We start from the raw sequence: 14502 nt of genomic DNA on the forward strand, positions 1-14502 counted from the left end.
GAAGGATGGATCTGTGAGCGAAGCCGTCACTCCCCAAGAGACTCCCACTCCGACCAATCCGGCCCGTGAGCCTGCACCGCGCAAAGGCGGCACCGGCATTGCCCTGCTGGCCCTGCTGGTCGGCGCCGCCGGCCTCGCTGCGGGCGGCTGGGGTATCTGGCAAGTCCAGCAGTTGAAGGCTGCCGAGCAGCAGCGCGCTGCCCAGCTGGAGGACGCGCGCGGGCAGGCGCAGAGCGTGCAGAACAGCAACAGCGAGCTGAACAAGCGCCTGGACGCCTTGCCGACCGCCGATGAGCTCGAGGCCCGCCGCCGTTTGGTGGTGGAGCTGCAGGGCGACCAGCAGCAGCTGTCCAAGCAGCTCAAGCAGGTGCTGGGCCAGAGCCGCCAGCAGTGGCGTCTGGCGGAGGCCGAACACCTGCTGCGTCTGGCCGCGCTGCGCCTGTCCGCGTTGCAGGACATCGACAGCGCGACCGAGCTGGTGCAGGGCGCCGACGATATCCTGCGCCTGCAGAACGATCCGGGCGCCTTCGCGGCCCGCGCGCAACTGGCCAAGAGCCTGGAAGCGCTGCGCAGCCTGCCGCGTCCGGACCGCACCGGGCTGTTCCTGCAACTGGGCGCCCTGCGTGACCAGGCCGCGCAACTGCAGCCGCTCAATCCCGCCTTCAAGGCCGACGACAGCGGCTCCGTCGCTAGCACTGCCTGGGGCGACGGCAGCAGCACCTGGGACCAGTGGTGGGAGCGCATCTCGCGCTACGTCCGCATCGATTTCAACGCCGGCCAGGACATTCGCCCGCTGCTCTCCGGCCAGCAGCTCGATCGCGTGCGCCTGGCCCTCAGCCTGGCGCTGGAGCAGGCGCAGTGGGCGGCCTTGAACGGCAAGCAGGAGGTCTACCAGCAGGCGCTGAAACAGGCCCGACAGATCGTCGGCGACTTCTTCAACGCCGACCTTGCCGACAGCCGCGCCCTGGCGACTCGCCTCGACGAGCTGGGCGGCCAGGCTGTCACCGTGCAGACGCCGGACCTGAGCCCCGCACTCAGTTCGCTGCAGGCCTACCTTGCACGCCGCGACGCCGCTGCTGCGCAGCAGGACACCGTCGCGCCCGATGCGGGGGCCCAGCCATGAGCCGCGTCTATGTACTGATCCTGGCCGTCGTGCTGGCCGCCACCCTGGTCGGGCTGGCCGTCGCCGAGCAGTCGGGGTATGTGCTGATCGCCTACAAGAGCTTCCGCTACGAATCCAGCCTGTGGACCTTCCTTGCCCTGCTGGTAGTGCTGTGGGCGGTCTACCTGGCGGTTCGGGTGGCGATGCGTCTGCTGGGCGTTTCCGGGCGGGTGGTCAATCCCTGGTCGCGCTTCAACCGTCGCCGCCGTTCGCTGCTGGCCGAGGAGAACGGCCAGCGTGACCTCGCCGAAGGGCACTGGCAGCAGGCGCTGCGTCACCTGCGCCGCGCCGCCGAGCTGAGCGAGCGTCCTCTGCCGCACTTCCTGGGCGCCGCCCGCGCGGCAAACGAGCTGGGCAAGACCGAAGAGTGCGATGAGCTGCTCGACCACGCCCTGAAGCGTGAGCCAGGCGCCGAGCTGGCCGTGGGCCTGACTCGCGCCCAGTTGCTGATCAACCGGGGCGATGTCGGCCAGGCGCGCAGCGTGCTGGACAAACTGCACCAGGACCATCCGCGTCATCCCACCGTGCTGCGTCTGCTCCAGCAGCTGTACGTCAGCCTGCACGACTGGCAGGCGCTCTGCGTGTTGCTGCCCGAGCTGCGCAAGGAGCGCGTGCTGCAGAACGCCGAGCTGGCGGACCTGGAGCGCCGCAGTTGGATCGCATCGCTTGCCGAGGCCGGTGAGCGGGGCGTGGGGCAGGGTGAGAGCAGCCTGCAACCGCTGACCCAGCGCTGGCAGAACGTGCCGTCCAATCTACGCGCGCAGCCGCCGCTGGTGGCTGCGTACGCCGAGCAGTTGCTGCGCCTGGGAGCTCCGGAAGAGGCCGAGGACGTGCTGCGCAAGGCGCTCAAGGACGGCTACGACAGCCGCCTGGTGTATCTGTATGGCCGCGCCCGTGGCCGCGATGGCGCGCACCAGCTGAAGACCGCCGAAGGCTGGCTGAAGCAGCATGGAGATGATTCCGAACTGCTGCTCACCCTCGGTCGCCTGAGCCTGCAGAACAAGCTGTGGGGCAAGGCGCGCGAGTACCTGGAGGCGAGCCTTGCCCGCCAGCGCAGCGCGGAGACCTGCGCCGAGCTGGCGCGTCTGCTGGAGCAGCTGGGCGAAGTGGAACGCAGCAACCAGCTGTTCCAGGAAGGCTTGGGCCTGCTGGCGCCGTCGGCTTCGTTGCCGGTGACGGTTCGAGCCTGATCCTGCTGCAAGAAAAACGGCGCCTGTGGGCGCCGTTTTCGTTTCTCAGGGCTTGCCGTAGCTGATGCGATAGATCGCTCCGTTCTGGTCGTCGCTCACCAGCAGCGCGCCGTCGGGGGCCACCAGCACATCGACCGGCCGGCCGCGCACCTTGCCGTCGGCATCCAGCCAGCCTTCGGCGAACACGCTCTGGCGCTTGAGCGTGCCGTCCTCGTTGAACTCGACCCGGGCCACGCGATAGCCGATCTTCTGGCTGCGATTCCAGGAGCCGTGCTCGGCGATGAACAGGTTGTTGCGGTACTCCGGCGGGAACTGGTCGCCCGTATAGAAGCGCAGCCCCAGTGCCGCCACGTGCGGGCCGAGCTTGGCCACCGGCGGCGTGAAGGCGGAGCAGGGCGTCCTGCCTTCCTCGGGGTCGGCAAGGTCGCCCTGGTGGCAGTCGGGGTAGCCGAAGTCCTCGCCGACGCGGCTGATCGTGTTCAGCTCATCGTTGGGCCGGTCATCGCCGAGCAGGTCTCGACCGTTGTCGGTGAACCAGAGCTGGTGCGTCTGTGGATGCCAGGTGAAGCCGACGGTGTTGCGGATGCCGTAGGCAACCACTTCACGGGCGCTGCCATCGGTGTTCATGCGTTGCAGGTTGGCGTAGCGCTCGCGGTCCGGGCGACAGAGATTGCAGGGTGCGCCCACCGGGACATAGAGCTTGCCGTCAGGCCCGAAGGCGATGAACTTCCAGCCGTGGGCCGTCTCGGACGGGAACTGGGCGGGCAATTCCTCGGGGGCCGGAGGGGCGTCGAGGTGGCGTTCGATATCGCGCAGCACCACCACACGGCTGACGGCCGAGACATACAGGTCTCCTTCGTGGAAGGCGACGCCCACGGGCATCGTCAGGTTTTCGGCGACCACCGAGACGCGGCCGTCCGGGCGCACTGCATAGACCTTGCCGGCGTTCATGCTGCCGACGAAGAGGGTGCCCGCATCGCCCCAGGTCATGGCGCGCGCGCCGGGCACCTGGTCGGTGAGCAGGCTGATGTGAAAGCCCTCGGGCAGTCGGATGTTTCCCTGAGTGCTGTCCGAGCAGGCTGGTAAGCTGACCAGGCACAGGAGAGCAAAAAGCGGCAGCGGACGACGCATGGCATGGATTCCCGGATGAGTGCCACCGGCAGTGTAGACAGCCGCCTTGAAACGGCGCCGGTCTTTCCTCTACCGTAGCGCCCTTCCTGCAGCAGCCCATTCAGCGGAGCCGCCATGAACCTGGCCAGCCCTCGTTCCCTGTTCTTCCTCGCCTTCCTCGCCTGCGCCGCCATGCTCGGCACCGGCTTCTACCTGCAATACGTGGTTGGGCTGGAGCCCTGCCCGTTGTGCATCCTGCAGCGCATCTTCTTCGCCGGCGCCGGGCTCTTCGCCCTGATTGCCGGGCTGCATGGCCGTGCCCCGCGCCTGTACTCGGTGCTGATCCTGCTCTTCTCGCTGGCCGGTGCCGGCACCGCGGGCCGGCAGATCTGGCTGCAGACCCTGCCGCCGGATCAGTTGCCGGCGTGCCTGCCGCCGCTGGATTACATGCTCGAAAGCATGCCCTACACCAAGATCATCTACACCATGTTCCACGGTTCGGCCGACTGCGCCGAGGTCAGCTGGACCCTGCTCAGCCTGAGCATTCCGGAGTGGAGCCTGCTCGCCTTCATCGCCTTCTCGCTGTTCGCCATCTTTCAGTTCTTCCGCCGCGGCTGAGCGTCGCAGGCCTTTCTGCTCCGGCCTGCGCTGTCTGGCGCAGGCCAGAGAGGCCGCGGCCTTCCGATTAAACGCTCGTATGAATTTTCCGCGCGCCGGTGTCTTGAAGGCGAAATCGCGCGGGCATACTCTGGACTTCCATTCCGCCGGAAAGCCGCCGCCGAAGAAAACCAATCACGCGGGTACCGAGGTTCGACAGAATATTGTCCCGGGGCGGACATTGCCGGGACGGCGACAAGGGAAGTGAGGACAACATGCTCGAGAGCTGCCGTAATGCCCAGGAACGTTGGGGAGGCGTACACCAGCTGATCGATCGCTGGCTGCGGGATCGACATGAATTGGTCCGGGCATTCGATTCCCTGGACGGTGTCCAGGCGCCGAAGACCAATGCCGAATCCCTGCAGAGCTTTTGCCAGCTCCTGCTCGACTACGTGTCGGCAGGGCACTTCGAAGTCTACGAACAGTTGATGAACGAAGCGCAGGCCTTCGGCGATACCCGAGGTCTGGAACTGGCCAAGCAGATCTATCCCCGTCTCGAAACCATCACCGCCAATGCACTCAATTTCAACGACCGCTGCGACAACGGCGACTGCCGCGAAGGCACCTGCCTCACCAGCGAATTGAAGAGCCTGCGTCAGCAACTGCACGAACGCTTCGAACTGGAAGATTGCCTGATCGAAGTGCTGCACAACGCCCACGGACAGAACGTCGCCACGGTCTGATCGATGCACCGGGTGTGAAGACGGCGCGAGCGCTTGAAGCGATCGCGCCGTTTTTGTTTCAGCGACTCTCCAGCAGCTCGATCTCGAACACCAACGGTGCGTACGGCGGAATCAGGTCTCCCGCCCCGTCGGCGCCATACGCCTGCGCTGAAGGCACCACCACTCTCCAGCGAGCACCCACCGGCATCGCCTGTAGTGCCGTGCGCCAACCGGGAATGACTGCATCCAGGCGGAACCATTGCGGTGAGCTGCTGGCATCGAACGGACTGCCATCCGCCAGGCTGCCGGTGTAGTTCACCCGTGCTTCGCTCAGTTGCGGATTGCGGTTGCCATGTCCTGCTTTCAACTCGCTGACCAGTACGCCTCCCGCCAATTCGCGAACGCCGTAGCGGGCCTTTTCGTTGACCAGAAAACGCTTCTCCGCAGCCTTCGCGGAGTCGGCGGAATCGGTGGCTGCCGGGGTGCCTTGCTGCTGCTGATCATGGGCGCTCAGCACTGTCGCCATGCGCTCTTCCGGCAGTGCCAGCGGCTCGCCGCGATAGCTCTGGCGCAGGCCTTCCAGCAGGTCGCCGATGGCGATATCCGGGACTTCCTGATGCAGCCGTTCGCCCAGTTGCACGCCCAGGCTGTAGGCCAGTTCGTCCTTGGGTGGTGCGGCGCTGACCATCAGAGGTGCGACGAGCAAGCAGAGCGGAGCAAGACGAAGCATGGGTTCTCTCGGCTGTGAAATCCGCTGGAGATTATGCCGGGCGCGGGCTCCAGCTCAATCAGGACAGTGGCGAGCCGCTTCCGACGGGGCTAGTATGGGCGCAACCACGTCCGCCAGGAGGCACGTCATGTCGGCCAACAAGAAACCTGTCACTACCCCTTTGCACCTGCTGCAGCAGTTGTCCCATAGCCTGATCGATCACCTCGAAGGTGCCTGCAAGCAGGCCCTCGTCGACGCAGAAAAACTCCTCGCCAAGCTCGAGAAACAACGCGGCAAGGCACAAGAGAAGTTGCACAACGCACGCACCAAACTGCAGGACGCTACCAAAGAGGGTAAGACCAAGGCCCAGGCCAAGGCGAAGTCCGCCATCGCTGAGCTGGACGAAGCGCTGGATACCCTGAAGGCCCGTCAGACCGAAACCCGTGCCTACATCGCCAACCTCAAGCGCGACGTGCAGGAGAGCCTGAGGCTCGCCCAGGGCGTGGCCAAGGTGAAGGAAGCCGCAGGCAAGTCCCTGGCCAGCCGCAAGCCGGTCGCCGCTGCCAAGCCGGTTGCCAAAGCTGCTGCTGCGAAGCCCGCTGCCAAGCCGGCCGCTAAAGCTGCTGCTGCGAAGCCCGCCGCCAAGCCGGCCGCTAAAGCTGCTGCTGCGAAGCCCGTCGCCAAGCCGGCCGCTAAAGCCGCTGCTGCGAAGCCCGCCGCCAAGCCGGCCGCTAAAGCTGCTGTTGCGAAGCCCGCCGCCAAGCCGGCCGCTAAAGCTGCTGCTGCGAAGCCCGCCGCCAAACCGGCCGCTAAAGCTGCTGCTGCGAAGCCCGCCGCCAAACCGGCCGCTAAAGCTGCTGCTGCGAAGCCCGCCGCCAAACCGGCCGCTAAAGCTGCTGCTGCGAAGCCCGCCGCCAAACCGGCCGCTAAAGCTGCTGCTGCGAAGCCCGCCGCCAAACCGGCCGCTAAAGCTGCTGCCGCGAAGCCCGCCGCCAAGCCGGCTGCCAAAGCTGCTGCTGCGAAGCCCGCCGCCAAGCCGGCTGCCAAAGCTGCTGCCGCGAAGCCCGCCGCCAAGCCGGCCGCTAAAGCTGCTGCCGCGAAGCCCGCCGCCAAGCCGGCCGCCAAAGCTGCCGTTGCGAAGCCCGCCGCCAAGCCGGCTGCCAAAGCTGCCGTTGCGAAGCCTGCCGCCAAGCCTGCTGCCGCGAAGCCCGCTGCCAAGCCTGCTGCTGCGAAGCCTGCCGCCAAACCCGCTGCCAAGCCTGTTGCCGCCAAGCCCGCCGCTCCGGTAGCGCCTGCCGCACCGGCTGCTCAACCGGCTGCTCCGGCTGCTCCGGCTGCTGCTCCGGCCGCCAGTGCCACCCCGGCACCGGCAGCTCCGGCCAGCACCAGCAGCACCTCCTCCAGCGCTTCCTAAGGCTCAGGAGAGGCTCGCCGCGGTGCGCAGGGTTTCCCGCGCATCGCGGCGCAAGCTGCCCGCATCACCCGTCGCTGCTTCCAGCCAGCGCGACAAGTCTTCCGCATCACCTCGTGGCCAATCCTTCGCCACGCTTTCCAGTCGCTCCAGCAGCACCTTTTCCGCTTCCAGTTCGAGCTGCTTGATTCGCTCGCGCAGCGGCGCCAGTTCCGTATCCTGCTTCGCCGCTTCCCGCCAACGCTGACGCAACGAACGCAGCGGCACTATCACGTCTTCGCGCCAGTCCTGCGCCACACTGTCCAGCGCATCCATCCTCGCCTGCGAGAAGGTCACTCCAGCGCTTCCCAGCCAGGCCGCCGCGAGCGCCAGGCAGACGTCCGCCCCCGCTTCCTGCAAGGCCAGGCAAGCCGGCTCAACCCCTGGGCGGGCGTAGAGTTTCAGCGCATACGACCAGACATCATCAGACATAGACCACCCACAGCGATTGCCAGGCGAAGCTGATAAACTCCGCCGCCATGATTCGACTACAAAATCTTACGCTACAGCGTGGCCCCCAGCGCTTGCTGGAAGGTGCCGAACTCACCCTGCATGCCGGACAGAAAATCGGCCTGATCGGCGCCAATGGCGCCGGCAAGTCGAGCCTGTTCGCCCTGCTGCGCGGCCAACTCGGCCAGGATGCCGGCGAATGCTACCTGCCGGCCGACTGGCGCATCGCGCACATGCGCCAGGAAGTCGATACCCTCGACCGCCTCGCCGTCGACTACGTACTCGATGGCGACGTGCACCTGCGCAGGATCCAGGCTGACCTCGCCGCAGCCGAACAGGCCCACGACGGCACCGCCCTGGCGCGCCTGCACAGCGAGCTGGACAGCGCCGACGGTTATACCGCCGACGCCCGCGCGCGTAAGCTGCTGGCGGGTCTTGGCTTCACGCCCGAGCAGATGGACCGCCGCGTCGGCGACTTCTCCGGTGGCTGGCGGATGCGCCTGAACCTGGCGCAGGCGCTGATGTGCCCGTCCGAATTGCTGTTGCTCGACGAACCCACCAACCACCTCGACCTCGATGCCATCCTCTGGTTGGAAGAGTGGCTCAAGGGCTACCCGGGCACGCTGCTGCTGATCTCCCACGACCGCGATTTCCTCGACGCCGTGGTGGACAATATCGCCCACCTGGAGCAACGCAAGCTGACCCTGTACCGCGGCGGCTACTCGGCTTTCGAGCGCACCCGCGCCGAACGTCTCGCCCAGCAGCAACAGGCGTACGAGAAGCAGCAGGCGCAGCGCGCGCACATGGAAAAGTACATCGCCCGCTTCCGTGCCCAGGCCACCAAGGCCCGCCAGGCGCAGAGCCGGATCAAGGCGCTGGAACGCCTGGAAGAGCTGGCGCCGGCCCATGTCGACTCGCCGTTCGACTTCAGCTTCCGCGAGTCCGACAAGATTTCCAGTCCGCTGCTGAACCTTTCCGAAGCTCGCCTGGGCTACGGTGACAAGACCGTGCTGGAGAAGGTCAAGCTGCAACTGGTGCCCGGCGCGCGCATCGGCCTGCTCGGCCCCAACGGCGCGGGCAAGTCGACCCTGATCAAGACCCTGTCCGGCGACCTGTCGCTGCTGGCCGGCGAGCTCGGGTGTGGCGAGAACCTCGCCATCGGCTACTTCGCCCAGCACCAGCTCGACTCGCTCGACCCCAAGGCCAGCCCGCTGCTGCACCTGGCGCGCATCGCGCCGGCCGAGCGCGAACAGACCCTGCGCGACTTCCTCGGCGGCTTCGACTTCCGCGGTGATCGTTGCGATGAGCCGGTGGTGAATTTCTCCGGTGGCGAGAAGGCGCGTCTGGCCCTGGCGCTGATCGCCTGGCAGAAGCCCAACCTGCTGCTGCTCGACGAACCGACCAACCACCTCGACCTGGAAATGCGCCTGGCGCTGACCCTGGCGCTGCAGGAGTTCTCCGGTGCCGTGGTGGTGGTGTCCCACGATCGACACCTGCTCAAGAGCACCACCGACGAGTTCCTGCTGGTGGCCGATGGGCGCATCCGCGAGTTCGACGGCGACCTCGACGACTACGCCCGCTGGCTGGTGGATTTCCGGGCCCGCCAAGCGCCTTCTGCACCCGCCGCGCCGGCCGGCGACAAGACCGACAAGCGTGCCCAGCGCCAGGCCGCCGCCGCACTGCGCCAGCAACTGGCACCGCATAAGCGCGAGGCGGAAAAGCTGGAAAAGGAGCTGGGCAAGGTCCACGAACAGCTCGCCGAGATCGAGGAGCGCCTGGGCGACAGCGCGCTCTACGAAGCCGCGCGCAAAGATGAGCTGCGCGACCTGCTGGCCCGCCAGTCCACCCTCAAGGCCCGCGAAAGCGAGCTGGAAGAGGGCTGGCTGATGGCGCTGGAAACCCTCGAAGAGCTGCAGCGCCAGCTCGAGGCCAGCGAGTGATGGAGGGGCCTGCTGCGTTGTGGCAGGCGCCCAACCTGTTTTTCCAGAAATCCATCCGGCGCCAGCGCGGACCGAATTTTCCCACCCCCACTGACGGACGTCCCCCACTATGGAATGGCTCACTAGCCCCGAGATCTGGGTCGCCTTTCTGACCCTCACCGCCCTGGAAATCGTGCTGGGCATCGACAACATCATCTTCATCTCGATCCTGGTCAGCCGCCTGCCGGTCGCCCAGCAACCCAAGGCGCGCTTCTTCGGCCTGGCACTGGCGATGGGCACGCGCATCCTGCTGCTGCTGTCGATCACCTGGGTGATGCGCCTGACCGCCGACCTGTTCACCGTGTTCGACCACGGTATTTCCGGGCGCGACCTCATCCTGTTCTTCGGCGGCCTGTTCCTGCTGTTCAAGAGCACCATGGAAATCTTCCACAGCCTGGAGGGCGCGGAAGAGGGCGAGCAGCAGGGCGGCAAGGCACGCGGCTTCATGGGCATCATCATCCAGATCGCGATCATCGACATCGTGTTCTCCCTGGACTCGGTGATCACCGCCGTGGGCCTGGTGCAGCACGTGCCGGTGATGATCGCCGCCATCGTCATCTCGGTCGGCGTGATGATGCTGTCGGCCGGCACCATCAGTGCCTTCATCGACAAGCACCCGTCGCTGAAGATGCTGGCGCTGTCCTTCCTCATCGTGGTCGGCACCGTATTGATCGCCGAAGCCTTCGAAATCCACGTGCCGAAGGGCTACGTGTACTTCGCCATGGCTTTCTCGCTGGCGGTGGAGGCAATCAACATCCGCCTGCGCGGCGCCATGGCGCGCAAGCGTGGCGAAGAGCCGGTGAAGCTGCGCAAGGATGTGCCGAGCTGATCGCGGCGGCGTCATCGAAAAGCCCGGCCTTGCGCCGGGCTTTTTGTTTTTCGTAGGAGCGAGCTTGCTCGCGAACAGAGCTTTCCGGCGATTCCGCCGCTGAGGCGGTTCGCGAGCAAGCTCGCTCCTACAAGGGGAATGCGACCTTCGTCGTCGGCACTGGGCGACGCGCCGGGACTAGGGCACACTGGCTGCCCGTAACAAGATATTGCGCTCGTTCGGGCGCCGTGAGGTTCGAGATGCTCGCCAGTACCTGGTTCGCCTTCTTCATCGCCTGCTGGGTGATCAGCCTGTCGCCCGGCGCCGGGGCCATCGCCTCGATGTCCTGCGGCCTGCAATACGGTTTCTGGCGTGGTTACTGGAACGCTCTGGGGCTGCAGATCGGCCTGGCCCTGCAGATCGCCGTGGTCGCTGCCGGGGTTGGCGCGCTGCTGTCCGCCTCCGCGGTCGCCTTCAGCGCGATCAAATGGTTCGGCGTGGTCTACCTGCTCTACCTTGCCTACCGCCAATGGACCTCGCCGCCGCAGGCGATGGATGCGGGTGGCGAACGTCCGATCGGCCGGCCACTGTCGCTGGTGCTGCGCGGCTTCCTGGTCAACGCCAGCAACCCCAAGGCGGTGATCTTCATGCTCGCGGTGCTGCCGCAGTTCGTCGATCCGCACCGGCCGATGGCGATCCAGTACCTGATCATGGGCGTGACCATGATCACCGTCGACCTGATCGTCATGGCTGGCTACACCGGTCTGGCGGCCCGTGTGCTGCGTGTCCTGCGTTCCCCGCGTCAGCAGAAGGTGATGAATCGCACCTTCGCTACCCTTTTCGTGGGTGCTGCCACGCTGCTCGCCACCGTACGCCGCGCCCCGGCCTGAGGGCGTTTGCGCCGCGCCTGGGGTGTCGTCAAAAACTCATCGGGCGCCGTGTCGGGGACATTGTCCTTGCATAGACGGAAACCTGAGGTGACAATTTAACCTCATTCATTCTCATTTAGCTTCCGCTATGCAACCCTCCAAACTTCTCGTCTGGCTGTTGCCGCTGTTCGGCCTTTTCAGCCTTGGAGCTCACGCCGACACGGTTGTCGATCCTTCGCAAGCCCTTCATCTGCTCAGTTATCTTGCCGCCGACTACCCGGCAACCGTTGCCGACGGCCAGATCGTCGACGCCAGCGAGTACAAGGAGCAGCTGGAGTTCGTCGGCAATCTCCATGCGCTGATCCTGGCCCTGCCTGCCCGCCCCGAGCGCGCCGACCTGGAGAAGGCGGCCGATGCTCTCAAGCAGGCCATCGAGCAACGCCAGCCCGGTGCGCAGGTCGCCCAGCAGGCGCGCCATCTTGAGGCGCGCGTCGCGGACATCTACCAGGTGGTGCAGACCCCGGCGATCACGCCCGATCCGTCCCGTGCCGCCGAGACCTATGCCCAGCAGTGCTCGATCTGCCACGGTGACGCCGGCAAGGGCGATGGCCCGGCGGGCATCGGCCTGGAGCCGCCGCCGGCCAACCTGACCGACCGCGCGCGCCTGGACCACCTGAGCCTGTATGACCTGCACAACGTCATCGGCCTGGGCGTCGCCGGCACCGACATGCCGGCCTTTGCCGACCAGTTGGACGAGCGTCAGCGCTGGGACCTGGCGGCCTACGTCGCGAGCCTCAGCGCTGGCCAGGCCAAGGCCGATCCAGCCCATGCCTACCCGCTGGGCACCCTGGCGACCCAGACCCCGGCCGAAGTCGCCGAGCGCGATGGCGAGGCCGCAGCGGAAAGCTTCCGTGCCCTCCGCGCCCACCCGCCGCTGGAACACCGCGGCCCGGCGCAGCAGATCGACTACACCAGCGCGACCCTGGACAAGAGCTTCGCCGTGTACCGCGCAGGCGACCACGACCAGGCCTACGACCTGTCCGTGGCGGCCTACCTGGAAGGCTTCGAGCTGGTGGAAAGCTCGCTGGACAACGTCGACGCCGACCTGCGCAAGGCCACCGAGAAGCAGCTGATGGCCTACCGTCAGGCCCTGCGTGATGGTCTGCCGGAAGGCGAAGTGGCCCAGCAACTGGAACTGGCCAAGGCCAAGCTGGCCGCGGCTGCCAAGGCCCTGAGCGGCGACTCGCTGAGCTTCTCCATCAGCTTCGTGTCGGCCCTGTTGATCCTGCTGCGCGAAGGCGTGGAGGCGATCCTGGTGCTGGCCGCCATCCTCGCCTTCCTGCGTAACACCGGGCAGGAGAAGGCCGTGCGCGGCGTGCATGTCGGCTGGGGGCTGGCCTTCGTCGCCGGCTTCGCCACCTGGGCTGTAGCCGCCTACGTGATCGACATCGGCGGCGCCCAGCGCGAGCTGATGGAGGGCTTCACCTCGCTGTTCGCCTGCGTGATGGTGCTCTGGCTCGGCGTGTGGATGCACGACCGGCGCCACGCCGCCGCCTGGCAGGACTACATCCGCAGCAGCCTGGTCGGCGGCGGTGGCCGCTTCGGCTTCGCCGTGCTGGCGTTCTTCTCGGTGTACCGCGAGCTGTTCGAAGTCATCCTGTTCTACGAGACCCTCTGGCTGCAGGCCGGCCCGGCCGGGCACAACGCGGTGATCGCCGGTGCGGGCACTGCCGTGGTGGTCCTGATCGGTATCGCCTGGGTGATTCTGCGTGGTTCGGCCAGGCTTCCGCTGAAGCTGTTCTTCACCGTCAACGCCGCGCTGCTCTGCGCCCTGTCGGTGGTCTTCGCCGGCCATGGCGTGGTCGCCCTGCAGGAGGCCGGGGTGATCGGTACCCGCCCGGTGCCGTTCTTCGACTTCGACTGGCTCGGCATCAAGGCCGACGCCTACTCGCTGTCGGCCCAGGCCGTAGCGCTGCTGGCGGTGGCCGTGTTCTACGGCCGCAGCTACCTCACCGAACGCCGCAAGGCGGAGAGCATCGCCTCCTCCTGATGTGTTGATCACGTGGTTCACGACGGCCAGTGCGATACTGGCCGTTGTGCTTTTCGATGGAAGGTTTTCCTGATGCGTATCTGGATCGATGCCGACGCTTGCCCGCGCGCGGCCAAGGACCTGGTGGCGAAGTTCGCCCTCAAGCGCAAGCTGGAGGTGGTGATGGTCGCCGGCCAACCCGTGGCCAAGCCGCCGTTCGCCTGCGTCAGCCTGATAGTGGTGCCCAGCGGGATGGACGCTGCCGACGACTACCTGGTGGAGCAGGCCGAGCCGGGCGACCTGGTGATCTGCAGCGACGTGCCGCTGGCCGACCGGCTGGTGAAGAAGGGCGTCGATGCCCTCGACCCGCGCGGCCGCGAGTTCGACGAGAAGAACATGGGCGAGCGCCTGGCGGTGCGCAACCTGTTCACCGACCTGCGCGAGCAGGGGCAGGTGGGGGGAGGGCAGGCGCCCTATGGCGACAAGGATCGGCAGGCCTTCGCCAATGGCCTGGATCGGCTGCTGACGCGGTTGATGCGCGAGGCGGAAAGTCGCAAGTCCTGAAATGACAACGCCCGGCGATGCCGGGCGTTGTCATTTCGAGGGTGGATTTTTCGTAGGGATCAAAGGCCCCTCAGCTCTCGGCTGCTCTATTCAGGCCAGCTCCAGCACCCGGTCGACCGCCTTGTTGATGCCGCTGGCGGCTTCGGCGATGGACTGCGCCAGCATGTAGGCCGGGGTGGTGACCAGCTTGTGCGCCTTGTCTTCGACGATGTCTTCCACGGTGCATTCGACGTGCTTGGCGCCCATTTTGGTCAGCGCCTGCGCGGTGCCTTCGTCATTGCCGATGGTGCATTCCACGCCCGCGCCGTAGATGCGCGCGGCCATGGCCGGGGCGATGCAGATCAGCCCGACCGGCTTCTTCGCCGCGGCGAAGGCCTTGGCCAGGGCCAGCACGTCCGGCTGCACTTCGCACTGGTCGCCCTTGAAGGCGAAGTCGCTGAGGTTCTTCGCGGCGCCGAAACCGCCGGGGATGAGCAGCGCGTCGAAGTCTTCGACCTTGGCTTCGCGAACGTCCTTCACCTCGCCACGGGCGATGCGCGCGGACTCCACCAGCACGTTGCGGCTCTCGGCCATTTCCTCGCCGGTCAGGTGGTTGAGCACGTGGTGCTGGGCGATGTTCGGTGCGAAGCACTGTACCTTCGCGCCGCGCTGGGAAAGGCGCAGCAGGGTGATCACGCTTTCGTGGATCTCAGCGCCGTCGTAGACGCCACAGCCGGAGAGGATGACGGCAACTTTCTTCTGCATGGACTGCTCCTGTTCGAGGGTGCCGGGCGTGTCGCGATATGCCGCCCGGGTTGTCGCCGGCGGTCGGGGCCGGCGCGGGGCAAGAGGCTAGGATCGATGAAACCAGGGCCTTACCCACA

14 protein-coding genes are annotated in these 14502 nt (G+C 66.6%); 10 read left to right on the forward strand and 4 right to left on the reverse strand.

Annotated features, from left to right (window positions below):
- Window positions 1-13: 13 nt before the first annotated feature.
- Both SD196_RS01330 and SD196_RS01335 read left to right on the forward strand, forming a co-directional pair.
- Window positions 14-1123: a uroporphyrinogen-III C-methyltransferase gene (locus tag SD196_RS01330; protein ID WP_275609694.1), complete on the forward strand. Its 1110-nt coding sequence runs from the start codon at window positions 14-16 to the stop codon at window positions 1121-1123.
- Complete coding sequence (locus SD196_RS01335) at window positions 1120-2352, forward strand: heme biosynthesis HemY N-terminal domain-containing protein (RefSeq protein ID WP_416310985.1); 1233 nt, start codon at window positions 1120-1122, stop codon at window positions 2350-2352. Before SD196_RS01330 ends, SD196_RS01335 begins: the two co-directional genes overlap by 4 nt.
- Window positions 2353-2397: 45 nt before the next feature.
- On the opposite strand, the gene SD196_RS01340 is transcribed toward SD196_RS01335, so the two are convergent.
- Window positions 2398-3483, reverse strand: a complete 1086-nt coding sequence (locus SD196_RS01340; protein WP_416310986.1) for a PQQ-dependent sugar dehydrogenase — start codon at window positions 3481-3483, stop codon at window positions 2398-2400.
- Window positions 3484-3597: 114 nt separating this feature from the next.
- Between SD196_RS01340 and SD196_RS01345 the strand changes: the two genes are divergently transcribed.
- Window positions 3598-4080, forward strand: coding sequence for a disulfide bond formation protein B (locus SD196_RS01345; RefSeq protein ID WP_275609697.1), 483 nt, complete (start codon window positions 3598-3600; stop codon window positions 4078-4080).
- A 254-nt stretch (window positions 4081-4334) separates the two neighbouring features.
- Window positions 4335-4802, forward strand: a complete 468-nt coding sequence (gene rsd / locus SD196_RS01350; RefSeq protein ID WP_275609698.1) for a sigma D regulator — start codon at window positions 4335-4337, stop codon at window positions 4800-4802.
- A gap of 58 nt (window positions 4803-4860) precedes the next feature.
- Here rsd and SD196_RS01355 read toward each other — a convergent pair whose 3' ends face one another.
- A complete protein-coding gene (locus SD196_RS01355; RefSeq protein WP_275609699.1) occupies window positions 4861-5511 on the reverse strand; it encodes an FKBP-type peptidyl-prolyl cis-trans isomerase in 651 nt (216 codons plus the stop codon).
- Window positions 5512-5638: 127 nt separating this feature from the next.
- Here SD196_RS01355 and SD196_RS01360 point away from each other — a divergent pair, with 127 nt between their 5' ends.
- Complete coding sequence (locus tag SD196_RS01360; RefSeq protein WP_416310987.1) at window positions 5639-6904, forward strand: AlgP family protein; 1266 nt, start codon at window positions 5639-5641, stop codon at window positions 6902-6904.
- A 3-nt stretch (window positions 6905-6907) separates the two neighbouring features.
- Here SD196_RS01360 and SD196_RS01365 read toward each other — a convergent pair whose 3' ends face one another.
- Entirely contained in the window at window positions 6908-7372 is a 465-nt protein-coding gene (locus SD196_RS01365) for a TIGR02444 family protein (RefSeq protein WP_275609700.1), read from the reverse strand.
- Between the two features lie 47 nt (window positions 7373-7419).
- Here SD196_RS01365 and SD196_RS01370 point away from each other — a divergent pair, with 47 nt between their 5' ends.
- From SD196_RS01370 to SD196_RS01390, 5 genes are all read left to right on the forward strand, one after another.
- Window positions 7420-9330, forward strand: coding sequence for an ATP-binding cassette domain-containing protein (locus tag SD196_RS01370; protein WP_416310988.1), 1911 nt, complete (start codon window positions 7420-7422; stop codon window positions 9328-9330).
- Between the two features lie 109 nt (window positions 9331-9439).
- A complete protein-coding gene (locus SD196_RS01375; protein WP_275609702.1) occupies window positions 9440-10198 on the forward strand; it encodes a TerC family protein in 759 nt (252 codons plus the stop codon).
- A 239-nt stretch (window positions 10199-10437) separates the two neighbouring features.
- Complete coding sequence (locus SD196_RS01380; protein WP_275609703.1) at window positions 10438-11067, forward strand: LysE family transporter; 630 nt, start codon at window positions 10438-10440, stop codon at window positions 11065-11067.
- A gap of 127 nt (window positions 11068-11194) precedes the next feature.
- Window positions 11195-13096 carry a cytochrome c/FTR1 family iron permease gene (locus SD196_RS01385; protein ID WP_275609704.1) on the forward strand — a complete coding sequence of 634 codons (1902 nt, stop codon included), beginning with the start codon at window positions 11195-11197 and terminating at the stop codon, window positions 13094-13096.
- Between the two features lie 72 nt (window positions 13097-13168).
- Window positions 13169-13639 carry a YaiI/YqxD family protein gene (locus tag SD196_RS01390; protein WP_416310989.1) on the forward strand — a complete coding sequence of 157 codons (471 nt, stop codon included), beginning with the start codon at window positions 13169-13171 and terminating at the stop codon, window positions 13637-13639.
- A 90-nt stretch (window positions 13640-13729) separates the two neighbouring features.
- Here SD196_RS01390 and elbB read toward each other — a convergent pair whose 3' ends face one another.
- Window positions 13730-14383: an isoprenoid biosynthesis glyoxalase ElbB gene (gene elbB / locus SD196_RS01395; RefSeq protein ID WP_343576395.1), complete on the reverse strand. Its 654-nt coding sequence runs from the start codon at window positions 14381-14383 to the stop codon at window positions 13730-13732.
- Window positions 14384-14502 lie beyond the last annotated feature (119 nt).

Source organism: Pseudomonas macauensis (assembly GCF_047902425.1).
Lineage (GTDB): Bacteria > Pseudomonadota > Gammaproteobacteria > Pseudomonadales > Pseudomonadaceae > Pseudomonas.